The 23,632-nt window shown below is 61.1% G+C and carries 21 protein-coding genes; 17 read left to right on the top strand and 4 right to left on the bottom strand.

Annotated features, from left to right (window positions below):
- The first annotated feature begins 192 nt into the window (after nt 1–192).
- The 13 genes from D0T11_RS02565 (at nt 193) to D0T11_RS02505 (ending at nt 13,727) form a co-directional block, all read left to right on the top strand.
- Nucleotides 193–1,644 carry a leucyl aminopeptidase family protein gene (locus D0T11_RS02565; protein WP_119654219.1) on the top strand — a complete coding sequence of 484 codons (1,452 nt, stop codon included), beginning with the start codon at nt 193–195 and terminating at the stop codon, nt 1,642–1,644.
- A gap of 186 nt (nt 1,645–1,830) precedes the next feature.
- Entirely contained in the window at nt 1,831–2,892 is a 1,062-nt protein-coding gene (gene pdxA, locus D0T11_RS02560; protein ID WP_119654218.1) for a 4-hydroxythreonine-4-phosphate dehydrogenase PdxA, read from the top strand.
- A 229-nt stretch (nt 2,893–3,121) separates the two neighbouring features.
- Complete coding sequence (locus D0T11_RS02555) at nt 3,122–3,490, top strand: helix-turn-helix domain-containing protein (RefSeq protein ID WP_119654217.1); 369 nt, start codon at nt 3,122–3,124, stop codon at nt 3,488–3,490.
- Nucleotides 3,491–3,544: 54 nt separating this feature from the next.
- A complete protein-coding gene (locus D0T11_RS02550; RefSeq protein WP_245990582.1) occupies nt 3,545–4,090 on the top strand; it encodes a YceD family protein in 546 nt (181 codons plus the stop codon).
- 55 nt (nt 4,091–4,145) lie between these two features.
- Complete coding sequence (gene rpmF / locus D0T11_RS02545; RefSeq protein ID WP_119654215.1) at nt 4,146–4,370, top strand: 50S ribosomal protein L32; 225 nt, start codon at nt 4,146–4,148, stop codon at nt 4,368–4,370.
- 121 nt (nt 4,371–4,491) lie between these two features.
- Complete coding sequence (gene plsX / locus D0T11_RS02540) at nt 4,492–5,433, top strand: phosphate acyltransferase PlsX (RefSeq protein ID WP_119654214.1); 942 nt, start codon at nt 4,492–4,494, stop codon at nt 5,431–5,433.
- A gap of 73 nt (nt 5,434–5,506) precedes the next feature.
- Entirely contained in the window at nt 5,507–6,520 is a 1,014-nt protein-coding gene (locus tag D0T11_RS02535; RefSeq protein ID WP_119654213.1) for a beta-ketoacyl-ACP synthase III, read from the top strand.
- Nucleotides 6,521–6,650: 130 nt separating this feature from the next.
- Nucleotides 6,651–7,214, top strand: a complete 564-nt coding sequence (gene efp / locus D0T11_RS02530; protein WP_119654212.1) for an elongation factor P — start codon at nt 6,651–6,653, stop codon at nt 7,212–7,214.
- 27 nt (nt 7,215–7,241) lie between these two features.
- Nucleotides 7,242–7,718 (top strand): acetyl-CoA carboxylase biotin carboxyl carrier protein, encoded by a 477-nt coding sequence (accB, locus tag D0T11_RS02525; protein WP_119654211.1) that lies wholly within the window; start codon nt 7,242–7,244, stop codon nt 7,716–7,718.
- A 108-nt stretch (nt 7,719–7,826) separates the two neighbouring features.
- Nucleotides 7,827–9,173 (top strand): acetyl-CoA carboxylase biotin carboxylase subunit, encoded by a 1,347-nt coding sequence (gene accC, locus D0T11_RS02520; protein WP_119654210.1) that lies wholly within the window; start codon nt 7,827–7,829, stop codon nt 9,171–9,173.
- Between the two features lie 319 nt (nt 9,174–9,492).
- Nucleotides 9,493–10,986 (top strand): alpha-amylase, encoded by a 1,494-nt coding sequence (locus D0T11_RS02515; protein ID WP_119654209.1) that lies wholly within the window; start codon nt 9,493–9,495, stop codon nt 10,984–10,986.
- Between the two features lie 128 nt (nt 10,987–11,114).
- Complete coding sequence (locus D0T11_RS02510) at nt 11,115–12,935, top strand: alpha-amylase domain-containing protein (RefSeq protein WP_119654208.1); 1,821 nt, start codon at nt 11,115–11,117, stop codon at nt 12,933–12,935.
- Between the two features lie 168 nt (nt 12,936–13,103).
- Nucleotides 13,104–13,727 carry a Uma2 family endonuclease gene (locus tag D0T11_RS02505; RefSeq protein ID WP_119654207.1) on the top strand — a complete coding sequence of 208 codons (624 nt, stop codon included), beginning with the start codon at nt 13,104–13,106 and terminating at the stop codon, nt 13,725–13,727.
- On the opposite strand, the gene D0T11_RS02500 is transcribed toward D0T11_RS02505, so the two are convergent.
- Nucleotides 13,724–14,296 (bottom strand): DUF3109 family protein, encoded by a 573-nt coding sequence (locus D0T11_RS02500; protein WP_119654206.1) that lies wholly within the window; start codon nt 14,294–14,296, stop codon nt 13,724–13,726. The genes D0T11_RS02505 and D0T11_RS02500 overlap by 4 nt on opposite strands.
- 124 nt (nt 14,297–14,420) lie before the next feature.
- Complete coding sequence (locus D0T11_RS02495) at nt 14,421–15,560, bottom strand: glycosyltransferase family 4 protein (RefSeq protein ID WP_182888211.1); 1,140 nt, start codon at nt 15,558–15,560, stop codon at nt 14,421–14,423.
- A gap of 200 nt (nt 15,561–15,760) precedes the next feature.
- Here D0T11_RS02495 and D0T11_RS02490 point away from each other — a divergent pair, with 200 nt between their 5' ends.
- From D0T11_RS02490 to D0T11_RS02475, 4 genes are all read left to right on the top strand, one after another.
- Nucleotides 15,761–18,022: an ATP-dependent helicase gene (locus tag D0T11_RS02490; RefSeq protein WP_119654204.1), complete on the top strand. Its 2,262-nt coding sequence runs from the start codon at nt 15,761–15,763 to the stop codon at nt 18,020–18,022.
- A 168-nt stretch (nt 18,023–18,190) separates the two neighbouring features.
- Nucleotides 18,191–18,934, top strand: coding sequence for a DUF4290 domain-containing protein (locus D0T11_RS02485; protein WP_119654203.1), 744 nt, complete (start codon nt 18,191–18,193; stop codon nt 18,932–18,934).
- Nucleotides 18,935–19,163: 229 nt separating this feature from the next.
- The gene (gene murA, locus D0T11_RS02480; protein ID WP_119654202.1) at nt 19,164–20,468 is read left to right on the top strand and encodes a UDP-N-acetylglucosamine 1-carboxyvinyltransferase; all 1,305 of its coding nucleotides are present in this window, start codon (nt 19,164–19,166) and stop codon (nt 20,466–20,468) included.
- Nucleotides 20,469–20,706: 238 nt separating this feature from the next.
- Entirely contained in the window at nt 20,707–21,621 is a 915-nt protein-coding gene (locus D0T11_RS02475) for a DUF4349 domain-containing protein (RefSeq protein ID WP_119654201.1), read from the top strand.
- 265 nt (nt 21,622–21,886) lie between these two features.
- On the opposite strand, the gene D0T11_RS02470 is transcribed toward D0T11_RS02475, so the two are convergent.
- On the bottom strand, nt 21,887–22,222 hold the full coding sequence (locus D0T11_RS02470; RefSeq protein ID WP_119654200.1) for a phage holin family protein: 336 nt from the start codon (nt 22,220–22,222) through the stop codon (nt 21,887–21,889).
- A 234-nt stretch (nt 22,223–22,456) separates the two neighbouring features.
- Nucleotides 22,457–23,548, bottom strand: coding sequence for an agmatinase family protein (locus D0T11_RS02465; RefSeq protein WP_119654199.1), 1,092 nt, complete (start codon nt 23,546–23,548; stop codon nt 22,457–22,459).
- Nucleotides 23,549–23,632: the final 84 nt, after the last annotated feature.

Below are 23,632 nucleotides of genomic sequence, written 5' to 3'. Positions count from 1 at the left end.
TCACGGTCAAAGATACGCCGATGCCGGCCGTTTCTGCCGGGCCCGCTCAATTCCTGTTCCGCCTGGCTTTGCCGCCCCTGCACGTCAGCAAACGTCCCTGACTTCCAGAGCAAACTCTTATTAATCAAACCAAAAGCTAATAGCCAACAGCTAAAAGCTAACAGCTAAAAGCTAACAGCTCAACATCTTCCCATGCCCCTATCCCTCGCCTACGCCGCCGATTTTCCCGCCACGGCCAGCACCGTTTTCATTCTGCCCAGCGGCACCCGGGAGCTGCCCGTAACGGCCGCCGCCGATTTGCCCGAGGCCGCCCGCCAGTACGTGGCTGCCCAGCTGGCCGCCGACGAGAAGTTCGTGGCCGTGAACCAGTACTCCCACCACCACTACTACGTGGTGGCCGAGGACAAGAAAACGGCGGCTCTGGGCTGCGAGGCCTTGCGCAAGGCCGGCCACCAGCTCCACGCCCGCCTCAAGGCCGATAAAGTAGAGGAACTATTCATTTGCAACCTCACCCCGGCCGGCGGTTCGCTGGCTTTGGCCGAGGGCCTGGCCCTGACGGCCTACCAGTTCGAGGGCTACAAAACCGACGAGAAATCGAAGAAATCGCCGGTGCTCGAACGCCTCACGCTGGTCGGCCCCGAGTTGTCGGCCGAGAAAGTGGCCGAGCTCGACGGCATCCTCCAGGGCGTGTACCTGGCCCGCGACCTGGTGAATATGCCCTACAGCCACCTGAATGCCACCCAGCTGGCCCAGCAGTTCGAGCAGGCCGGCGACGCAGCCGGCTTCGACGTGGAAATCCTGGATCTGGTACGCATTGAGGCCCTGCGCATGGGTGGCTTGCTGGCCGTCAACCAGGGCAGCCCCGAGCCGCCCACCTTCACCATTATGGAGTACAAGCCCGAAGGCGCTACCAACGCCAAGCCCATCGTGCTGGTAGGTAAGGGGGTGGTGTTCGATACCGGCGGGCTCAGCCTCAAGCCCACGCCCAACAGCATGGACCTGATGAAGTGCGATATGGGCGGCTCGGCCGTGGTAGTGGGCGTGCTCACGGCCCTGGCCAAAAACAAGGTGCCCCTGCACGTTATCGGGCTGGTGCCGGCCACCGACAACCGCCCCGGCGGCCCCGCCCTGGCTCCCGGCGACGTGATTACGATGTACAGCGGCCTGACCGTGGAAGTGCTCAACACCGACGCCGAAGGCCGCCTGATTCTGGCCGATGCGCTGGCCTTCGCCAAAAAGTACGACCCCGAGCTGGTCATGGACTACGCCACGCTCACCGGCTCGGCGGCCCGCGCCATCGGCATCGAGGGCATCGTGTACATGGGCACCGCCGACGAGCAGGTCATGGCCGACCTGAAGAAGGCCGGCCACACCACCCACGAGCGGCTGGTCGAGTTTCCGCTCTGGGACGAGTACGCCGACCACATCAAGAGCCCCATTGCCGACATGACCAACCTGGGCAAGGCCGAAGCCGGCGCCATTTCGGCCGGTAAGTTCCTGGAGCGCTACGCTGAAGGCTACCCCTGGGTGCACTTCGATATTGCCGGCCCCGCCTTCCTCACTGCCCCCGACTCCTACCGCGGCAAAGGCGGCACCGGCACGGCCGTGCGCATGACGTATGAGTTTCTGAAGAACCGGGCGTAAGGTTCTTGCATTCACCCCACCCCCCGGCCCCCTCCCCTCCGGGAGAGGGGGTGCGTTCAACGATTTGTTTTGAACTCGCGTCAGGCTCCCCCTCTCCCGGAGGGGAGGGGGCCGGGGGCCGGGGGGTGGGGTGCGACGCAGCACCGAAACGCTCAAACAGCCTAAGCACTAAGCACTAACAAAAGAATGCTCCCACGTATTGGCATTTCCGTCGGTGACCTGGCCGGTATCGGCCCCGAGGTCATCTATAAAACCTTCCTTGATCCACGCCTGCTCAAGTTCTGCACGCCCGTGGTGTACGGCACGGCCGCCGTGCTCTTCGACGATTTCCCCGCCGACCCCGACCTGGAGCCGTTGCGGTTCCGGCAGGTGCGCGAGGCGGCCGATATTGCCCCCGGCAAGCACAACGCCGTGAGCTGCTGGGAAGGCGACGACGACGTGCAGCTCACGCCCGGCCAGCCCAGCGCGGCCAGCGGCGCGGCGGCCCGCCAGAGCCTGCTCGCTGCCGCCCGCGACCTCAAGGCCGGCCTGCTCGACGGCCTCGTGACGGCCCCCATCAGCAAGGAAAACACCCAGGCCGACGACTTCCGCTTCCCCGGCCACACCGAATTCCTGACCAGCTTCTTCGGGGCCAAGGAAAGCCTGATGCTGCTCGTGGCCGACGAGTTGCGGGTGGCCACCGTCACGGGCCACATTCCGCTCAAGGATGTGCCCGCCCGCCTCACCAAGGAGCTGCTGCTGGCCAAGTTGCGCATTCTGCTGGCGTCACTCAAGAACGATTTCGGCATTGAGAAGCCTAAGATTGCCGTGCTGGGCCTTAACCCCCACGCTGGCGAAAACGGTCTGCTCGGCACCGAGGAAGCCGCCGTGGTGTCGCCCGTGCTCCAGCAGTTGCAGCAGAGCGGCCACCTCACCTATGGCCCCTACCCCGCCGACGGCTACTTCGGCACCGGCCAGTACCAGCAGTTCGACGCTACGCTCTCGCTCTACCACGATCAGGGATTGATTCCGTTCAAAACCCTGGCCTTCGAGCGCGGCGTCAACTACACGGCTGGCCTGCCCGTTGTGCGCACCTCCCCCGACCACGGCACTGCCTACGGCATTGCCGGCCAGTTTAAAGCCGACGAAACCTCCTTCCGCGAAGCCCTTTACCTGGCCTGCGAGCTGGTGCGTTACCGCCAGGCCGAAGCCGAAATCAAGCCCCTCATCCCCGGCCCCGCCCCCCGCGACCGGGGGAGAAGGGAGTAAATGAGAGGCGAGAAGTCAGAGCATTATTCAGAGCTGTGCTCTGAATAATGCTCTGACTTCTCGCCTCTGCATACATTTTCGAAACTTTCTTTTCAATAATGAAAGTTTGTTTGCAGATTCGGAATTGAGTTTTACCTTTGCAGCAGAAACGCCGGAACCACTAGGCTCCGGCGTTTTGCTTGCCCGTCGCTAGCAGCTAAAAGCTAATGGCTAACAGCTCACACGAACTATGCTCCTCCAAACGCCCCTCGACTACCGTACTGCCCTGCGCCGCCTCGATGCGCTGGCCGCGGCCGGTGTGGAGGGCAACGTGGCGCTGGAAACCGAGTTCCGGGAGCTGATTGCGGCCCTCGACATCTACGAAGGCAAGCTAGGGCTGCTGCCAATTCCGAACCTGCCTACCTCGCTGGCCGAGATGATCGAGCTCAAACGCCAGCAGATGCGCCTCAAGCAGAAGGAACTGGCCGAGCTGCTCGAAGTACCCGCCGGCCGCCTCTCCCAGATCCTGAGTGGCAAGCGCCGCGTGACGCTCGATCTGGCCAAGCGCCTGTACGAGCGGCTGGGCATTCCGTCGGATTTTATTCTTAAGAACGCCTGACGCTACTGCCCTTCGCCTTTTCGATACCGGGTAAAAGTGCCTACTTTTGCCCCCTTGCAACTACCTCCCGTGAAGAAGGATTCGCCCTACAACATCAACATCGCCCGGCTGGCCGATAAAACGCACCACTTTGCGTTCGACCTCGACCGGGCCTTCTTCGAGCAATTCGACCAGGAGCTTATTCCCGATGGCCAGGTGCATGCCGACGTGACGCTGATTAAAACCGAGCGCCTGATTACGGTTAATTTCGACCTGAAGGGCACCGTGCGCCAGGTGTGCGACCGGAGCCTCGACGATTACGACCAGGAAATTGATACCCAGGAGCAGCTGCTTGTGCGCTTCGGCGACGAGCAAAAGGAGCTCGACGACAACGTGCTGCAAATTACGCCCGACACCCAGACGCTGCCGCTGGCTCAGCACCTGTTCGACTTTATCGGGCTGGCCCTGCCGATGAAAAAACTGCACCCACGCTTCCAGAACGAGCCCGACGACGAACCCGACGCCAAAACCAAGCTCATCTTCACAACCCGCGGCGAGAACCCTGACGACGACGAGGATGACTCCGACCCACGCTGGAACGCGCTGCGCAACCTGAACTAACGGCCACCGCCGGCCTTTTGCCTTTTTAACGTTTCCCTTTTACTTTTTTTGACCCATGGCACATCCTAAACGCCGGACCTCCTCCGCTACCCGCGACAAGCGTCGTAGCCACTACAAGCTGACCCCCAAAGCCGTAACGCTGTGCGCCAACACCGGCGAGCTGCACCTGCGCCACAAGGCCTACGTGGTAGACGGCGACCTGTACCTGAATGGTAAAGTAGCCATCAAGGACTATGCCCCCGTTGCCGCCGCCGCCCCGCTCGACAGCGACGACGAATAGCCGCCAGGGTTAAGCTGTTAGCTGGTAGCTGATGGCTGTTAGCTTTTTCACAACGAAAGCTAACAGCCATTAGCTACCAGCTAACAGCTTAAATCAATTCTGACCTCTTGACTTTTCTTTCATGAAGATAGCCCTGGACGCAATGGGGGGTGATTTTGCTCCTCAAGCCGCCGTCGATGGGGCCGTGCTGGCCGCCCAATTGCTGGCCGGCAAGGCTCAGATAGTGCTCATCGGCCAGGAAAACGCCGTGCGCCCCCTGCTCGAGGCCCACGGAGCGGCCGCCGAGAACCTCACCCTGGTGCCCGCTTCCCAGATCATTGAGATGGGCGAGCATCCGGCCAAGGCTTACCAACAGAAGCAGGATTCCAGCATTGCCGTGGGCTACCGCCTGCTGGCCACCGGCGAGGTCGAGGCCTTCTGCTCGGCCGGCAACACCGGGGCCATGCTCGTGGGGGCTATGTTCAGCGTGAAGGCAGTGCCCGGCGTTATGCGCCCGGCCATTGCCAACTTTGTGCCCAAGCTCCACGGGGGTATGGGCATCATGCTCGACGTGGGGGCTAACGCCGAATGCAAGCCCGAAATGCTGGAGCAATTCGGCGAGCTGGGCTCTTTGTACGCGCACTACGTGCTGGGTATCGCGCAGCCCAAAGTAGGCCTGATGAACCTGGGCGAGGAAGAAGGCAAGGGCACGGCCATTACCCAGGCCGCCCACCAGCTGCTGAAGGTGAACCCTCATATCCACTTCATCGGCAATATCGAGGGCCGCGACCTGTTCAACGATAAAGCCGACGTAGTGGTCTGCGACGGGTTTACGGGCAACGTACTGCTGAAAATGGCCGAATCGGTGTACGACATCATGGCCGAAAAAAACATGCACGACCCGTTTTTTGACCATTTCAATTACGAGTCCATCGGCGGGTCGCCCATTCTGGGCATCAACGATAACGCCATTATCGGGCACGGGGTGAGTACGCCCACCGCCATCTGCAACATGCTGCTGCAAGGCTACCAAATGGCCAGCTCCGGCATTGCCGACCAGATAAAATCCACCTTTAAGTCCTGAACGCGGCGGTGAGTCCGGTCCTACGGGGTCGGGCTTTTTCCGTGCCGCGCCTTCCGCCCTCTTCTCTCCTCTAATGAAGATTACCGCTGCCATTTCCGGGGTGGGCTCGTACGTGCCCGACTATGTACTGACCAACCAGGAGCTCGAAACCCTGGTGGACACGACCGACGAATGGATCATGAGCCGCACCGGAATCAAGGAGCGGCACATTCTGAAAGGCGACGACCAGGGCACTTCCGTGATGGGCATCAAGGCGGTGGAGAACCTGCTGGCCAAAACCGGCGTGGCCGCCGCCGACATTGACCTGATTATCTGCGCCACCACCACGCCCGACCTGGTATTTCCGGCCACGGCCAACATCATTTCGGCGGCCGTGGGGGCCACCAAGGCCTTTAGCTTCGATATGCAGGCGGCCTGCTCGGGCTTTATGTACGCGCTGGCCACTGGCTCCCAGTTCATTGCCAGCGGCACCTGCAAAAAGGTAATTGTGGTGGGTGCCGATAAGATGTCGAGTATCATCGACTACACCGACCGCTCCACCTGCATCATTTTCGGCGACGGGGCCGGCGCAGTCCTGCTCGAACCCAACCACGAGGGCCTGGGCCTGCTCGACCAGGAACTGCACTCCGACGGTAACGGGGAGCAGTACCTGCACCAGAAAGCCGGCGGCTCGCGCCGCCCGCCCTCGGCCGAAACCGTGGCCCGCCGGGAGCACTACGTGTACCAGGAAGGCGCGGCCGTGTTCAAGTTTGCGGTGAAAAACATGGCCGACGTGGCCGCCCAGGTGGCCGAGCGCAACGGCCTCAACGCCGATACCATCGACTGGCTGGTGCCCCACCAGGCCAACAAGCGCATTATTGATGCCACCGCCCACCGCGTAGGCATTGGCCCCGAGAAGGTGATGCTCAACATTCACCGCTACGGCAACACCACCAACGGCACCATTCCGCTCTGCCTCTCCGATTACGAGCACCAGCTGCGCAAAGGCGACAACCTGATTATTGCCGCCTTTGGTGGGGGCTTCACCTGGGGTTCGCTCTACCTCAAATGGGCCTACGACCCCCGGCCCGCCACGGCCGCGCAGTAGTCCGCACGGCGCAAAACCGGAAAACCACCTATACTTGCACTCTCGCTTTAATCAGGGAACAAGACGCCCGCCGCACGGCCGCTTCGCCTTACTCCCTGGTTGTGACTGACTCATTTCCTCTTCCCACCTCATGGCCACCACCGCAGATTTTCGCAACGGGCTCGTGCTGAATTACAACAACGAGCTGCACGTCATCACCGAATTCCAGCACGTGAAGCCCGGCAAAGGCCCGGCCTTCGTGCGCACCAAGATGCGCAACATCAAAACCGGTCGTACCATCGACAACACGTTCAACGCGGGCGTGAAGGTGGAAACGGCCCGGGTGGAGCAACGCCCCCACCAGTACCTGTTCAAGGACGATTACGGCTACACCTTCATGGACAACGCTACTTTCGAGCAGGTGGTGATTAATGAGGAGATGGTGCCCTTTGCCGACCTGATGAAGGAAGGCCAGGAGGTGAGCATCCTCTTCCACGCCGAAACCGAGCTGCCCCTCACGGCCGAGCTGCCGACCACCGTGGAGCTGATGGTGACCTACACCGAGCCCGGCCTGAAGGGCGACACCGCCACCAACACGCTCAAGCCCGCTACCGTGGAAACGGGCGCGCGCATTCAGGTGCCGCTATTCGTTGATACCGACACCAAGATCCGAATCAAAACCAGCGACTACAGCTACGTCGAGCGCGTTAAATAAGCAGCCTGCCACGCCTTCCCCCACCACATGAAAGCCAAAGAACTACAAGACCTCATCGACTTCATCGCGAAGTCCGGTTTGAACAAAGTCAACATCGAGACGGATGAGTTTAAGATCTCCGTGCAACGTGACGCCAGCTATAAGCCCCAGGTAACGATGTCGGCAGCGCCCGCCGCCGCGCCGGCGCCCGCTGCTGCCCCGGTTGCAGCTCCGGCCGCTCCGGAAGCCGCTGCGCCAGCGCCCGCCGAGCCAGCCGCCAGCACCCTCGTACCGCTCAAGTCGCCGATGATTGGCACGTTTTACCGCAGCAGCAGCCCCGAGACGCCGGTGTTCGTGCAGGTGGGCGATACGGTGGAGAAAGGGCAGGTGATCTGCATCATTGAGGCCATGAAACTATTCAACGAAATCGAGGCCGAGCAATCGGGCCGCGTGATGAAGGCCCTGGTCGAAAACGCGACGCCCGTCGAGTATGATCAGCCATTGTTCCTGATTGAACCACTCTAGAATTATGAATTATAAATTATGAAGTATGAATTGGCCGCGCTGATAGCCTGACTCGTCCGAACCATACTGCATAATTCTTAATTCTTAATTCATAATTCCCCAGAAGCTGTGTTCAAAAAAATACTGATTGCCAACCGGGGCGAAATTGCGCTGCGCGTGATTCGGACCTGCAAGGAAATGGGCATCAAGACGGTGGCCGTCTACTCCACTGCCGATAAGGAAAGCCTGCACGTGCGCTTCGCCGATGAGGCCGTGTGCATCGGGCCGGCGGCTTCGGCCAAGAGCTACCTGAGCATCCCCACGCTGATTGCCGCCGCCGAAATCACCAACGCCGACGCGATTCATCCCGGCTATGGCTTCCTGAGTGAAAACGCCGAATTTTCGCGCGTATGTCAGGAAAACGGCATCAAGTTTATCGGCGCCTCGCCCGATATGATTAACCGCATGGGCGACAAGGCCTCGGCCAAAGCCACCATGATTGAGGCTGGCGTGCCGGTAGTGCCCGGCTCGGTAGGGTTGTTGGAGTCGGTGGAGCAGGGCAAGAAAATTGCTGCCAAAATCAAGTACCCCGTTATTCTGAAGGCTACGGCCGGCGGCGGCGGGCGCGGCATGCGCATCATCAACTCCGATGACGAGTTTGAGAAAGCCTGGAACGACGCCCGCACCGAGTCCAAGGCAGCCTTCGGCAACGACGGCATGTACCTGGAGAAATTTGTGGAGGAGCCCCGCCACATCGAGATTCAGGTATGCGGCGACCAGTACGGCCACGTCTGCCACCTCTCGGAGCGCGACTGCTCCATTCAGCGCCGCCACCAGAAACTGGTGGAAGAAGCGCCTTCGCCTTTCATGACCGATGAGCTGCGCGAGAAAATGGGCCGCGCAGCCATTGCCGGAGCATCATCCATCGGCTACGAGGGCGTGGGCACCATCGAATTCCTGGTAGACAAAAACCGGGACTTCTACTTCATGGAGATGAACACCCGCATTCAGGTGGAGCATCCTGTGACGGAGGAAGTCATCAACTACGACCTCATCAAGGAGCAGATCAAGGTAGCGGCCGGCATCCCGATTTCGGGCGACAACTACTACCCCCAGATGCACGCCATGGAGTGCCGCATCAACGCCGAGGACCCGGCCAACGGGTTCCGCCCTTCGCCGGGCAAAATCACGGTGCTGCACATTCCCGGCGGCCACGGCGTGCGCGTGGATACGCACGTGTACGCGGGCTACCAGATTCCGCCCAACTACGATTCCATGATTGCCAAGCTCATCACCGTGGCCCAGACCCGGGAGGAGTGCATCGTGAAAATGAAGCGGGCGCTGAGCGAGTTTGTGGTGGAGGGCGTGAAAACGACCATTCCGTTCCACCTCAAGCTCATGGACAACGCCCAGTTCAAAGAGGGCGACTTCACGACCAAGTTCCTGGAAACTTCGTTTGATTTTTCGGAACTGTAGGCTTCCGCGCTTCCACCATTGCCAAAGGGCTGACTCTCACGGGTCAGCCCTTTGTCGTTTTACGGGCTGCCTGCGACCAAAAACCACGCAGTCAACCCAGCACCAGTTGATGCAAATATAACATTATCGATAACTCAATCTTTGTAAATTATACTGAAAAGCGTTAATGAAGCATCATTAGGAGCCATAAAACAGGTAATTAACCGTAAGTAAGCACTCACTATTTATTTTATATCAACCCGAATACTATTGCACATTTCCCACTTTCCTACTTTATACTTGCATTGTTCTATTCCCACCAACCAAAACACCCACTTTTATGTCTACAAAATCGGCAGCGGCCCTTATGGGGCTACTGGCGGCCGGCTCCTTATTGTCGGCCTGCACCAAAGAAACGGCCGCCCCGGCAGCGGCTCCCCAGGCCGCCCCGAGCACTCAGGATGCCACCGTAGCGAATGGCGTGATGCTGCAGGGTTTCTACTGGGATGTGCCCATCACGAACACCCAGGGCACCTGGTGGCAGGTACTGGGCTCCCGGGCCACCGAATTCCAAACCGCCGGCTTCACGGCCGTGTGGCTCCCGCCGGCCTACAAGGGCGGCAGCAAGAACGACGTGGGCTACGGCGTGTACGACCGTTACGACCTGGGCGAATTCAACCAGAAGGGCACCGTGGCCACCCGCTACGGCACCCTGGCCCAGCTGCAAACCTGCGTTACGGCCCTGCACGGCAAGGGCATTCAGGTGTACGAGGACATGGTGATGAACCACCTGACCTCGGCCGATGCCCAGGAGCAGTTCAACGTGGGCGGCACCAACTACAACGTGTACACGGCCTTCAATTACCCGGGCCGGGGCAATACGTACAGCTCCTACAAGTGGCACTACTACAACTTCAACGGCACCCAGCAGGCCCCCAATAACGGCTGGTACCAGTGGAACGCCTGGGACTTCCAGCCCTACGCCAACAACGACGCCTACGACAACCTGCTGGGCTCCGAAATCCGCTACGCTGACGCCAGCAACGCCACCGAAACCAAGAACTGGGGCAACTGGATTACCACCAAGCTCAACCTGGATGGCTACCGCCTCGACGCCACCAAGCACATGCAAACCTCGTTTGTAAACAGTTGGCTGGACGCGGTGAAAACCAACGGCCGGTTTGCCGTGAGCGAGGCCTGGTTCCGCAACCTCCAGGACCTGAAGAATTACGCCAGCGCCACCGGCGGCCGCACCAGCCTCTTCGACGTGCCCCTGCACTACACCTTCGTGGACATGAGCAACGGCAACGGCAGCTGGGACATGCGCGGGCTGCAGTTCGCGGGCTTCACCGAGTCGAACCCCACACTCTCGGTTTCCTTCGTCGATAACCACGACACCGACCAGGTGGGCGGCGGGCTGAACTCGCCGGTGGTCAACCTCAAGATGCTGGCCTACGCCTACATCCTGACCCGGGAAAAGGGCTACCCCTGCGTGTTCTACAAGGACTACTACAACTACAACCTCGGCACCGCCATCAAAACCCTGATGGGCATCCGCAAGGCCAACGCCTACGGCGCTTCCTACGAGTACACCAGCGTAGACGACGCCGACTACTACGCCTACTCCCGCGCCGGCGACGCCACCCACAAGGGCCTGCTGCTGGTGCTCAACGACGGCGGCTCCAGCCGCAGTAAGGGCATCACGTCGCCCTTCAAGAGCAAAACCCTCACCGACAAAACCGGCAACTACGGCGGCACCATCACCACCGACGCCAACGGCTACGCCAACTTCCCGGTGCCGGCCCGCTCCTACTCGGTCTGGGTCCCGAACTAAACTCTCCCCTCGCTTCCGCTTAGCACCCGGGTGGCGGCCCGGTGGGCCACTGGCCGGGTGCTCGGCCTTTTCTACGGTTCCGGACTGCGCTGGTCCAGGGCTCTTCCACAACCCAATTCCCCCTTTCTATGAAAAACGTTTTCGCGGCGGCCTCCCTGGCGGGGCTGCTGGCGGCGGGCTCGTTGCTGTCATCTTGCAGTAAGGAGAACCTCCAGCCAATCAGCACGCCGGCTCCGCTGGCTTCCACCGCCCAGAACGCCACCGTAGCCAACGGCGTGATGATGCAGGGCTTCTACTGGGACGTGCCCGTAACCACCGCCGCCGGCACCTGGTGGCAGAACCTGGGCGCCAAGGCCACCGAGCTGAAAGCGGCCGGCATCACGGCCATGTGGCTGCCGCCGGCTTACAAGGGCGGCAGCAAATTTGACGTGGGCTACGGCGTGTATGACCGCTACGACTTGGGCGAATTCAACCAGAAGGGCAGCGTGGCTACCCGTTACGGCACCATCGGGCAGTTGCAGTCGGCCATTGGGGCGCTGCACGGCCAGGGCATTCAGGTGTACGAGGATATGGTGATGAACCACCTCACCTTCGCCGACAACCAGGAGCTGGCCAACAACCAGTACAACGTGTACACCAGCTTCACCTACCCCGGCCGCAACAATACCTACAGCAACTACCAGTGGCACTGGTACAACTTCTCGGCCACCCAGCAGGCCCCCAACAACGGCTGGTACCAGTGGGCCGCCTACGATTTTCAGCCCTACGCCAACAACGACGCCTACGACAACCTGCTGGGCTCCGAAATCCGGTACAACGACATCAATAACGCCAACGAAACCATCAACTGGGGCAACTGGATTACCACCAAGCTCAACCTGGATGGTTACCGCCTCGATGCCACCAAGCACATCCAGACGGCCTATGTGAACCGCTGGCTCGATAACGTGAAGACCAACGGCCGCTTTGCCGTGAGCGAGGCCTGGTTCCGGAATCTGTCGGACATGAACAACTACGCCAGTGCCACCGGCGGCCGGACCAGCCTCTTCGACGTGCCTTTGCACTATACTTTCGCCGACATGAGCAACGGCAACGGCAACTGGGACATGCGCGGCCTCCAGTTCGCCGGCTTCACGGAAGCCAACGGGGCGCTGTCGGTTTCCTTCGTCGATAACCACGACACCGACCAGACGGGCGGCGCGTTGTTTTCGCCGGTTTCCAACCTCAAGATGCTGGCCTACGCCTACATCCTGACCCGCGAGAAGGGCTACCCCTGCGTGTTCTACCGGGATTACTACGAGTACGGCCTGGGCGCCCAGATCAAGAAGCTCATCCAGATCCGGCAGGCCAACGGCTTCGGAGCCGCCACTGAGTATACCAGCGTAAATGACGCCGACGTGTACGCCTACTCCCGCGCCGGCGACGCCACCCACAAAGGCCTGCTGGTGCTGCTGAACGACGGCGGCTCCAGCCGCAGCAAAGGCATCACGACGCCTTTCAAAAACGCCACCCTCACCGACCAGACCGGCAACGTGAGTGGCACCACCACCACCGACGCCAACGGTTTCGCCACGTTCTCGGTGCCGGCCCGCAGCTACGCCGTGTGGGTGCCCACCGGCGGCACCACCACCACGCCCCCTCCTACCGGCGGCACCACCACGGCCGTGACCTTCAACGTGACCTACAGCAATACCGTAAGCGGCCAGGACGTGTACGTAGTGGGCAGCACTGCCCAGCTCGGCAGCTGGAACGCGGCCAGCGCCATTAAGCTCAGCGGCGCGGCCTGGCCCAAATGGAGCGGCACCGTGAACCTGACCAGCGGCACGGCCGTGCAGTACAAGTACCTCCGCAAGGACGCGGCCGGTAACGTGCTCTGGGAAGGCGGGGCCAACCGCGCCTTCACGCCCAGCGGCGCCACCGCCACCCGCACCGATACGTGGCAGAATTAGTCAGTTGTGCTTGATTTTTGAGAGAAGGCCGGCCAGTAGGTCGGCCTTCTTTTTCGTTTCTCAACGGCTCTGGCGGCTGGGTACCAATGGCTTTCGTTCGAATGAAGCAAATGCCTCGGCAACCGAACAGCAGTATCTTTACTTATCTGAACATTCTTTCTGCGAGCCATGCCCACGCAACCCCACGACACCCGCCGCTATACCGTGGAAGAATACCTTGCGCTGGAAGAGGCGTCCGATGTCCGGTATGAGTTTTACCACGGCGAGATTTTCCCGCTCGATACGCTCACCAGCCGGGCCGGTGGCACCAAGCGCCACAACCTACTGATTCAAAATTGCGTGGCCGCCTTACGAAGAAGTTTGAAGGGCCGGGGCTGCTCGGTTTTTGCCGAAAATGTGCGGATGGCCGTGGATGAAAACCAGCACTACAACTACCCTGATGTGGTAGTGGGTTGCGACCCAACGGACAACGACCCGCGCACCGTGTACAGGCCGGTGCTCATTATCGAGGTACTGTCAGCTTCTACCGAGGCCCGCGACCGGGGCTGGAAATTTCAGCAGTATCAACTGGTGTCCTCACTCCAGCATTACGTGCTGGTCTCGCAACGGCGGCGGCTGGTGGAGTGCTACACCCGCACCGAGGGCGGCACCTGGCTGCTGACTTCAGTGCGAGAGCCAGAGCACACAGTACCCTTAACGGCGCTTCAGGTTGAGTTGACGGTAACGGCTATTTACGAAGACGTGGAAACCGGGCCGGAAGAAGGATCGGCCTTGCTGCGGCTACCGGATTAGTTCGGATTATCCCCCTCAATCTCCGCCACCAGCTCCCCGTACCAGCCTTCCCCGTACTTGCGGATCAGGGGTTCCTTCAGGAACTGGTAGACGCGCACGCCCAGGTTGGCCCCGAAGGAGCAGGCGGGCGAGCAGATACTCCACCGGTCGTAGTTCAGGGCCTCGAAGCCGTCGTACTTCGTGATGCGGATGGGGTACAAGTGGCAGCTGATGGGCTTTTTGAAGCTGGTGGACCCGGCCAGGTAGGCCTGCTCGATGCCGCACTTGAGGATGCCGCGCTCATCATACAAAGCGTAGGCGCACTCCCGGTCGTTGATGGTGGTGGTACTGAAGTCGCCCTCCCAGTCCTTAATGTAGCGCCCCTGCTGCTCGATGGCCTGGCGGCCGGCTTCAGTGAGGAAGGGCTTGATGTTCTCGTATTCCTGGTTGAGGATGTCCAACTCCTCGGGTTCCAGGGGCGCGCCCAGGTCGCCCTCCACGCAGCAGGCACCCTTGCAGGCGTCGAGGTTGCAGACGAAGAAGTTGTCCCGAACGTCGTCGGAAATCAGGGTATTTTGAATCTGAATCATAAGGAGTTCCCGCAGAGGGCGCGGTGTTTTCGCAGCGGACGCCGTGTTGCTCCGGAACGACACGGCGTCCGCTGCGAAAACACCGCGCCTTCTGCGGGCAATAATGTCCGCAAAGATACCCCAATCAAACTACGGCCCGCAGAATTTCCTCGGTCAGCTCGCATTGGCGGTGGTGGGAGTAGGTAGCCAGCGCCTCCCGCTGCCCTTCCCGGCCCAACCGCTCCCGCAGGCCAGGCTCCCGGAGCAACCGCGCCACGGCCGCCCCAAACGAATCCTCATCGCGCAGCGTGAACAACAGCCCGGTCCGGTTGTCGGCGAGTAGCTCGCGGGTGCCTCCGGCCGCCGCGCCCAGCACGGGGCGGGCGGCGGCCAGGGCTTCAATGGTCACCATACCGTAGGTTTCGTTGGTGGAGGCCGTGATGGAAATATCGAGGGCCCGGTAGGCCACTTCGGGCTGGGGCGTGAAGCCGCGCAGGTGCACTACGTCCGTCAGGTTCAGCGCCCGGATGCGGGCGTGCAGGGCGTCGGCGTAGGCGGTGCCCTCGTTGCGGGTGGGCTCCCCTACCAGCAGCAGGTGCAACTGCGGAAACTGCCGCCGCAGCCCGGCCAAGGCCTCCACCACAAAATCCTGGCCCTTGCCATCATCCAGGCGGCCAATGAGGCCCAGCAGTACGGTTTCGGGGGGCAGCGTCAGGTTTAATTGGCGGCGGGCTTCGGCAGTGGTCAGCTGCTCATCGGCGAATTTCTCCAGCTCCACGCCCAGGGGCACCACGTGGAGACGGTCGGCGGGCAGGCGGGTCTTTTCGAGTACCTGCCGGGCCAGGCCGGGCAGCGGGGCCAGCCAAGCCGCCAGGGCCCGGTAGCGCAGCGTATGCACGAGGCCGCGCTTAGCCAGTCCCAGCTGCATGTGCTGCTGGTAAATGAGTGGTAGCTTCGGCAGAAACAGCCGCTTACAGAGCACGGCCAGGCCCAGGTCGCCGTTGCGGCTGATGAGCAACGCCCCCGTGCCGAACCCGCGCAGCAGCCCGGCTAAGCGGCCGGCGGCGGGCACATCAAGGGCTTTCCAGCGGTTGTCGAGCGCTACCACGGTGGCGCCCAGCTCGGCGGCGCGGGCGGCCAGCGGCGAGCCGGCCCGGGTTATCACCTGCACCGGCCAGCCCCGCGCCCGCATCCAGCCCGCGAACCGGGCCGTGTTCAGCTCCAGTCCGCCCCAGCTCTCGGAGAGGCACAAAATGGACAGCGGAAACGGGCTTTGCTTGTTCATGGGGCGAAGATACGCGGCCACCATTTCTCGCAGAGGGCGCAGTAGTTGCGCAGTGCGGTTCAAGAACGGCACTGCGCAACCACTACGCCCTCTGCGGGAAATGCTACGCCACAAACTCATTCCCCCTTCCATCCCCCACCCGAAAGCCTTACCTTTGCTAAGAAGCCAACCGGCTTAGTTTCCGCTGCTGACTACTTCCCATGGGACTCGATTATCATTCGTTACTGAACCCCTCGCAGGCCGCCGCCGTGATGCAAATCGACGGCCCCTGCATGATTATCGCGGGCGCCGGCTCGGGCAAAACCCGGGTGCTCACCTACCGCATCGCCAACCTGCTCGAACAGCAGGTCAACCCGTTCAATATCCTGGCCCTCACCTTCACCAACAAGGCCGCCAAGGAAATGCGCGCCCGGATTGAAAAGGTGGTCGGCCCGGAGGCTAAAAACCTGTGGATGGGCACGTTCCACAGTATTTTCGCCCGCATCCTACGCTCCGAGGCCGATAAAATCGGCTACCCCCGCTCCTTCACCATTTACGATACCCAGGACTCCAAAACGCTCATCGGGCAGATTCTCAAGGAGCTGGAGCTCGACGACAAGCTCTACAAGCCCAATATGGTGCTGGGCCGGATTTCGGGGGCCAAAAACAAGCTCATTTCGGTGCAGCAGTACCTCAATGATCCGGTTATCAAGCAGGACGACGAGGCGGCGCTGCGGCCCAAGCTGGGCGTGATTTACCAGCAGTACGCCAACCGCTGCTTCAAGGCCGGGGCCATGGACTTCGACGATTTGCTCTACCAGACCAACGTGCTGTTCAAGGACCACCCCGACGTGCTGAACAAGTACCAGCATATTTTCCGGTACGTGATGGTGGACGAGTACCAGGACACCAACTACTCCCAATACCTGATTGCCCGCAAGCTGGCGGCCAAGGAGCGTAACATCTGCGTGGTCGGCGACGACGCCCAGAGCATCTACGCCTTCCGGGGCGCCGATATCCAGAACATCCTCAACTTCGAGAAGGACTACCCGGAGCTACAGGTGTTCAAGCTGGAGCAAAATTACCGCTCCACCCAAACCATTGTGAAGGCGGCCAACTCGGTTATCAAAAACAACCAGGCCCAGCTGCGCAAAGACGTGTTTTCCGACAACGAGGAAGGCCCGCTGATTGAGGTATTCAAGGCGTCGTCCGATAACGAGGAAGGCAAGCTGGTGGCCCAGAGCATCTACGAGGACAAGATGAACCAGCACTTGTCGTACGATGATTTTGCCATCCTCTACCGCACCAACGCCCAGAGCCGGGCCATGGAGGAATCCTTGCGCAAGCTCAACATCAAGTACAAGATTGTGGGCGGCCTGAGCTTTTACCAGCGCAAGGAAATCAAGGACTTGGTGGCTTACCTACGCCTCACGGTGAACCCCAACGACGAGCAGGCCCTGCGCCGGGTCATCAACTACCCCAAGCGCGGCATCGGCGACACCACGCTGGGCAAGCTCATTGCCTCGGCCGAGGAAAGCAACCACACCATCTGGGAGGTCGTCAGCAATGCCGACCAGTTCCTGCCCACCCGCACGGCCAACCCGATTGTGGATTTCGCGGAGAAAATCAAGGCCTACACCGCGGCGGCGGCCAAAGACGACGCGTTTGAGGCCGCCAAGTTCATTGCCAAAAATTCGGGCATGGTGGAGGAGCTCTACGCCGACAAGAGCATCGAGGGCCTGAGCCGCTACGAGAACATCCAGGAGCTGCTCAACGGCATCAAGGCCTTCGTGGAGGACCCGGAGCGCGAGGAAAAGAGCCTCGGGGCTTTTCTGCAGGACATTGCCTTGGTAACCGACTCGGACCTCAAGGACGCCCAGGCCGAGGGTGAGCAGGTCACCATGATGACCATTCACTCGGCCAAGGGTCTGGAATTCCGCAACGTTTACATCGTGGGCATGGAGGAAAACCTGTTCCCGAGCCAGATGATGATTACCTCCCGCGCCGATTTGGAGGAGGAGCGCCGCCTGTTCTACGTGGCCATCACCCGGGCCGAGAAGAAGCTCACCCTGAGCTACGCCACTTCCCGCTACCAGTGGGGTAACCTGCGCAGCTGCGAGAAAAGCCGTTTCCTGGACGAAATCGACCCCAAGTACGTCGACTTCAAGTTCTCGGCCGGCCCCGGTCCCGACCGCGCCGGCCCGGGCGAGTCGCCCTTCGGCCACGTGTTTGAGCGCCGCTCGAACCTGATTCCGCCCCCGCCCCGCAAAACGGCCGCCACCAAATACGTGGCCCCCGCCGACTTTACGCCCTCCGACACGAGCAACCTGCAAACCGGTCAGCGCGTGGAGCACCCCAAGTTCGGGTTTGGCAAAGTCACCAGCCTCGAAACCGTGCAGGGCTCCACCAAAGCCATTATTCAGTTCGAGGAAGTGGGTGAGAAAACGCTGCTGCTGAGCTTCGCTAAGCTGCGGGTGCATTAGGCCGGTTTTCGGCTTAGTTGTGCGCTTTTGCGTTAATTCAGGAAGCCGGCCCGTAGCCTTGGCCGGCCACTGGCCGGCTTCCCAGTCTTGCCCCGTTGGCTTCTGTACAAAACGCAGCGTCAACGGGGCAAGGTTTGGCGTATATTTGACCTCCCGAATACCATTTTCATGACCCTACCTTCCCTTCATAAACACGAGCTGCTCCAGCGCGAATACGGCCAGAGCACGTTTATCCTCGTGCAGCAGCTGGCCGGCATCGAGGACCGCGCCGAGCGCACCCGCCGGGCCCAGCAGATTGTGCAGCTCATCTTCCGCCTCCAGCCCGCCCTGCGCGACCAGCCCGATAGCCAGGCCAAAGTCTGGAACCACGTGTTTGAAATGGCCGATGGCGAGCTGGACGTGGACGCGCCCTTCCCGCTGGTGGCCCAGGTAAACCTGGCCCCGCCCCAGCGCATTCCTTACCCCGCTAAAGGCCCCAAATTCCGGGCGTATGGCCAGGCCGTAGAGCAGCTCGTGGCCCAGGCCCTAACCCTGGAAGACCCCGCCGAGCGGGAACAGGCCACCGTCATCATCGGGCGGACCATGAAGTTCCTCTACCGCTCCCACAACAAGGAAAACGCCAAGGACGTCACGATTCTCAAGCACCTCAAGGAGCTCTCCGGCGGCGCGCTCACCCTCGACCCCGACCAGGTGGACGCCCAGAACCTGTTCGAATTTGCGGCTACTAACACCGGCGGCGGCCGGCCCGCGCCTTTCATCGTGGCCCAGCCCCGGCAGGAGCGCGAGAGCAGCGGTGGTAACCGCCGGGGCAGCAACGGTGGCGGTGGCAACAACGGCGGCAACCGCCGCGACAAACAGCGGCGCGGCGGCGGGCGCAAAAACCGCCAGGAGCCCCAGCAGCCCCCGCAGTAATTTGTTGAGCTACTAGCTGTCGCTGCTGTCAGCTAGTAGTTTTTTCAGCGCTCGGCTGCATCTGGCGGCTGTCATGCACCGTCTTGGCGGGTCGCTTGACAAGGACCTTTTTGGAAGCAGCCGAAGGAATTTGCTAAGGCACTGGCGCAACTGCGGCGTAACCGTAGTATTTGATTTAGTATCGAACATCAAGCTGACAGCTATCAGCTGACAGCTATCAGCTTAAGATATGGCCTCTTTTGAAGTAATTGGCGGTAAGCCGCTGCACGGGGAAATCGTGCCCCAGGGTGCGAAAAACGAAGCCCTCCAGATTCTGTGCGCCGTGCTGCTCACTGCCGAGCCGGTCACCATCAGCAACATCCCCGACATCCGCGACGTGAACAAGCTCATTGAGCTGCTGCGCGACATGGGCGTGAAAGTGGGCAAGCTGGCCTCCGATACCTACCGTTTCCAGGCCGACAGCGTGAACCTGGACTACCTCGATACCCCCGAGTTTGTGGCCCAGGCCGGCGCGTTGCGCGGTTCCGTCATGATTCTGGGGCCCATGCTGGCCCGCTTCGGACGCTGCCAGCTGCCCAAGCCGGGCGGCGACAAAATCGGCCGGCGGCCGATGGATACGCACTTTCTGGGCCTCGAAAAGCTGGGCGGTAAGCTCACCCTCGAAGGCAAGGATTTCTACCGCATCAGGGCCGAAAACGGCCTGAGCGGTGCGTATATGATGCTGGACGAAGCCTCCGTAACGGGTACGGCCAACATCGTGATGGCCGCCGTGCTGGCCCAGGGCACCACCACCATCTACAACGCCGCCTGCGAGCCGTATTTGCAGCAACTCTGCAAAATGCTGGTGCGCATGGGCGCGAAAATCAACGGCATCGGCTCCAACCTGCTCACCGTGGAAGGCGTGGAGCAGCTCGGCGGCACCGACCACCGCATGCTGCCCGACATGATTGAAATCGGCTCCTTTATTGGCCTGGCGGCCATGACGGGTTCCGAAATCACTATCAAGGACTGCCAGATTGCCGAACTGGGCCTGATTCCCGACACGTTCCGCAAGCTGGGGATTAAGCTCGAATTCCAGGGCGACGACATCCACATTCCGGCTCAGCAGCACTATGAAATCGACACCTACCTCGACGGCAGCATCCTCACGATTTCCGACCACACCTGGCCCGGTTTCACGCCCGATTTGCTCAGCATTGTGCTGGTAGTGGCCACCCAGGCCAAGGGCACGGTGCTCATTCACCAGAAGATGTTCGAGTCGCGCCTGTTCTTCGTCGATAAGCTCATCGACATGGGGGCCCAGGTAATTCTCTGCGACCCGCACCGGGCCACCGTCATCGGCCTCAACCACCAGAAACGCCTCCACGGCATCACCATGACCTCCCCCGACATCCGGGCGGGCGTGGCCCTGCTCATTGCCGCCCTCTCGGCCGAAGGCCGTAGCGTGATTGAAAACGTGGAGCAGATTGACCGTGGCTACCAGCACATCGACAAGCGCCTGACCGCCCTCGGCGCCCAGATTCGGCGGCTCTAACACCGGCAGTTCACCCGCGTTACGGATCAGCAGTGGAACGTAGCCTGGGTTGATGCCTGATTGGGCGTAGATGAATTCCGTTCGGATAGGCGTTATCTGCAATACCTTATTTCCTGACTGCCCGGCGCCCATGTATGGGGGTCGGGCAGTTTCATTTGGGGCCAGAGGTTACCTTGCTCTTCGGCGAGTATCAAGGCCGGGCGGTCGTCCCAAGGGTATTCTCCTAAACGGTTGATGTATGCGTATTTTGTTGAAACTGGTATTGGCAGTTGCATTGCTGGGTTGCGGACAGGCCAAACAAGGAGAAATGTCGGTGGAAGAAAGCTCGGCAGATAGCAGCTCGATGGATGGGAGCTCAGAGGAAGAAAGCGCAGCAGATGGGAGCTCGGTGGACAAGGACATATCCACCAAAGCGCTGCAGGAAGCCCCTGCCCCCCCTCCAGGATCCGACCAGAGCGCGGAGCCCTCGGCCGTTGCACCAGCGGCCAGCCGCAAGCTCATCTACCACGCCACCGTGCGGGTAAAAGTGGCCGACCTGCCCCGGGCCAACCAGCGCATGGACAGCCTCACGCAGGCTCTCGGGGCCTACGTGGAGGCTGCATCCGAGGTGCGGGAGGATAACGAATGGCGGCACGAAATGAAAATCCGGGTTGCGCCGGCCCGGTTTCAGGCCATCCTGAGTGGCTTGGGCCGGCTGGGTACCCTAGAATCCAGGGAACAGACCACCGATGACGTGACGGCCCAGCACGCCGACGTAACGGCCCGACTGGCCTCCAAGCGGGCCCTGGAGCAGCGGTATCTGGAATTGCTCAAGAAAGCCAACAAGGTAGCCGACATGCTCGAAATTGAGCAGAAAGTGGGCGAAATCCGGGAGGAAATTGAGGCTACCCAAAGCCGCCTGCGCAGCCTCAACGACGAAGTGGGCTACTCCACCATCACGTTCACCTACTACCAACTCCTGAGTCAGCCCCGGCCCGATGCGCCGCTGCTTTCCTTCGGCAGCCGCTTGCTGGAATCCTTCTACAGTGGCTGGGAGTTGCTCACCCACCTCGTGCTGGGCCTTGTGGCGGGATGGCCGTTGCTGTTGCTGCTGGCCGTTGCGGTAGCCAGTCTGCGGGCCTGGCGGCGGCGAGCCGGCCAACGCAAGGCCTAAGCTCACCGGTCGATAAGCCAGATATGGGCGGCCGGGGCGGGTTATACTTGCCCGGGCGGCGTGCGAACCGGCACAAGCTGCGCGGCTTTTCTATCCTTTCCCCAGGCATTCCTGCGGCCCGTAGTGCTGGGGCTGGCTGGACCTGCTGGCACGGGCGCTCCCGCAGCGCGGCCGTTAGTCCGTAACAGCCAAGCTCCCGGTTACCAAAAACGCCCCGCTGGCACAAGCCAACGGGGCGTTTTTACTACGAAGAACCAGGGGTTGATTAGTCGACAACCATATCCACTACGGCAGTTACCAGCGAGAGCACCACGCTGAAAATCAGGGCTGAGACGAAACCATCCACCTCGAAACCGGAAAGCAGGTAGCTGGCCAGCATCACAATCAGGGCGTTGATTACGAACAGGAACAGGCCCAATGTGAGAATGGTAATGGGCAGGCCAATGATTTGCAGGATGGGTTTTACTACCGCGTTCAGAATGGCCATCACGATAACCAGAATGATGGCGTCGCCGAAACCGCCAATCTGGGCACCGGGCAGGAAATTGGCCAGCAGGTACGTGATGACGGCCGAAAGGATGAATTTGAGGATAAAGCCCATAAGGCAGGAGAGGGTTTTGGTGAGAGATGTACAGAATTCAGGGAGTTGAATACAGTACGCGTTCAGCCATTTTCAGTTGCCAGTTGGCAGTTGCCTGTCACCAATAAAAGCCCGTCATCCTGACCAAGAAAGGATCCTTCTATTCAGGAATGACGATCGTGGTAACGGCCCGTTTCCACGTGACAGGATCCTTCCTGCGCCAGGATGACGTGCTGCGGGCCGACAACTGACAACTTATTTCTCCGTGGCCCTGGCTTGAAGCAAACCCTGGGAAACGCCCATCCAGTTGGCCATGTGGTAGAGCAGGCGGGCGCCCACAATGGCGTTCCACTCGGTGTCGCCGGGAGCTACTTCGTTCAGGTCACAGCCGATGATGGTGCGGCCCGAGCGCACTACCATCCGCAACAGGTAGAGGGCCTGCTCGAACTCCAGGCCGCCGGGCACGGGCGTGCCGGTGCCGGGGCACAGCTTGGGGTCGAGACCGTCGATATCGAAGCTGATGTACACCTTGGCGGGCAGCTGGGCAATGATTTTCTTGCACTCCTTCTTCCACGACTTGCCCCCCAGCATTTCGGCCTGCAGGAACCGGTCGGCGAACAGGGCTACCCGGCCGTTGCTCTGGTCAATGTAATCGGCTTCCTGCTGGCAGTAGTCGCGGATGCCCACCTGCACCAGCTTCTTCACCTGGGGCAGCTTGAGGGCGTTGTACATGATGGAGGCGTGGGAGAACTCGAAGCCTTCGTAAGCCGGGCGCAGGTCGCAGTGGGCGTCAATCTGGAGAATGCCGAACTCCTCGTGACGCTCGGCCAGCGCGTGCAGGTAGCCCAGCGGGGTGCTGTGGTCGCCACCGAGCACCATCACGCCCTTGCCGGCATCGAGCAGGGCCCCGGTTTTCTTTTTGAGCCATTCCAGCAGGGCCTGGCCGCGCTCATTGATGTGGGCGGGCACGGCGGCATGCTCGGCTTGGCCGGCTTCCGGCTCACCTTCTTCCAGCCAGCCGATGTAGCCCTCGGCCCGGGGGCGCAGCGCCTGACTTTCGGCCGCAATGGTTTCGTCGGACTCTTCCATGGCCAGGCCCATACGCCAGGCGTTGGGCAGGTCGGGGTCGAAAAGATCTACCTGCAACGAAGCGGTACGCATGGCTTCGGGGCCTTCGGCGGTACCAGCCCGGTAGGACACGGTTACTTCCCAGGGCACGGGCACCACCACTACCTGCGCTTCGGCGGGCGTGAAGGGCAGCCCGAACACGCCCCCGGCGGCGTCGCCGAGGGCATTCGGATCAAATTCGGCGAGTTTTTTTTCGAAGGCGGCAGCGGAATCGGCCATACAGCAGAGCAAATGAGGGGTGAAGAAGAAACGGCGCGGCCCCCGCGCCCGGCGCAACGCCCTTCCCAGACAGGGCAGGAAGCG

The sequence above is a fragment of the Hymenobacter rubripertinctus genome (assembly GCF_003583925.1).
Lineage (GTDB): Bacteria > Bacteroidota > Bacteroidia > Cytophagales > Hymenobacteraceae > Hymenobacter > Hymenobacter rubripertinctus.
Note: the sequence above shows the minus strand (reverse complement) of the source record. Positions and strands in the feature narration are given on the sequence as shown.

What these genes read in the sequence shown, in the direction of transcription:
- D0T11_RS02565 (WP_119654219.1), top strand. Translation starts at nt 193, where the DNA reads ATGCCCCTATCCCTCGCCTACGCCGCCGATTTTCCCGCCACGGCCAGC.
- pdxA (WP_119654218.1), top strand. Translation starts at nt 1,831, where the DNA reads ATGCTCCCACGTATTGGCATTTCCGTCGGTGACCTGGCCGGTATCGGC.
- D0T11_RS02555 (WP_119654217.1), top strand. Translation starts at nt 3,122, where the DNA reads ATGCTCCTCCAAACGCCCCTCGACTACCGTACTGCCCTGCGCCGCCTC.
- rpmF (WP_119654215.1), top strand. Translation starts at nt 4,146, where the DNA reads ATGGCACATCCTAAACGCCGGACCTCCTCCGCTACCCGCGACAAGCGT.
- plsX (WP_119654214.1), top strand. Translation starts at nt 4,492, where the DNA reads ATGAAGATAGCCCTGGACGCAATGGGGGGTGATTTTGCTCCTCAAGCC.
- D0T11_RS02535 (WP_119654213.1), top strand. Translation starts at nt 5,507, where the DNA reads ATGAAGATTACCGCTGCCATTTCCGGGGTGGGCTCGTACGTGCCCGAC.
- efp (WP_119654212.1), top strand. Translation starts at nt 6,651, where the DNA reads ATGGCCACCACCGCAGATTTTCGCAACGGGCTCGTGCTGAATTACAAC.
- accB (WP_119654211.1), top strand. Translation starts at nt 7,242, where the DNA reads ATGAAAGCCAAAGAACTACAAGACCTCATCGACTTCATCGCGAAGTCC.
- D0T11_RS02515 (WP_119654209.1), top strand. Translation starts at nt 9,493, where the DNA reads ATGTCTACAAAATCGGCAGCGGCCCTTATGGGGCTACTGGCGGCCGGC.
- D0T11_RS02510 (WP_119654208.1), top strand. Translation starts at nt 11,115, where the DNA reads ATGAAAAACGTTTTCGCGGCGGCCTCCCTGGCGGGGCTGCTGGCGGCG.
- D0T11_RS02505 (WP_119654207.1), top strand. Translation starts at nt 13,104, where the DNA reads ATGCCCACGCAACCCCACGACACCCGCCGCTATACCGTGGAAGAATAC.
- D0T11_RS02500 (WP_119654206.1), bottom strand. Translation starts at nt 14,296, where the DNA reads ATGATTCAGATTCAAAATACCCTGATTTCCGACGACGTTCGGGACAAC.
- D0T11_RS02495 (WP_182888211.1), bottom strand. Translation starts at nt 15,560, where the DNA reads ATGAACAAGCAAAGCCCGTTTCCGCTGTCCATTTTGTGCCTCTCCGAG.
- D0T11_RS02490 (WP_119654204.1), top strand. Translation starts at nt 15,761, where the DNA reads ATGGGACTCGATTATCATTCGTTACTGAACCCCTCGCAGGCCGCCGCC.
- D0T11_RS02485 (WP_119654203.1), top strand. Translation starts at nt 18,191, where the DNA reads ATGACCCTACCTTCCCTTCATAAACACGAGCTGCTCCAGCGCGAATAC.
- murA (WP_119654202.1), top strand. Translation starts at nt 19,164, where the DNA reads ATGGCCTCTTTTGAAGTAATTGGCGGTAAGCCGCTGCACGGGGAAATC.
- D0T11_RS02475 (WP_119654201.1), top strand. Translation starts at nt 20,707, where the DNA reads ATGCGTATTTTGTTGAAACTGGTATTGGCAGTTGCATTGCTGGGTTGC.
- D0T11_RS02470 (WP_119654200.1), bottom strand. Translation starts at nt 22,222, where the DNA reads ATGGGCTTTATCCTCAAATTCATCCTTTCGGCCGTCATCACGTACCTG.
- D0T11_RS02465 (WP_119654199.1), bottom strand. Translation starts at nt 23,548, where the DNA reads ATGGCCGATTCCGCTGCCGCCTTCGAAAAAAAACTCGCCGAATTTGAT.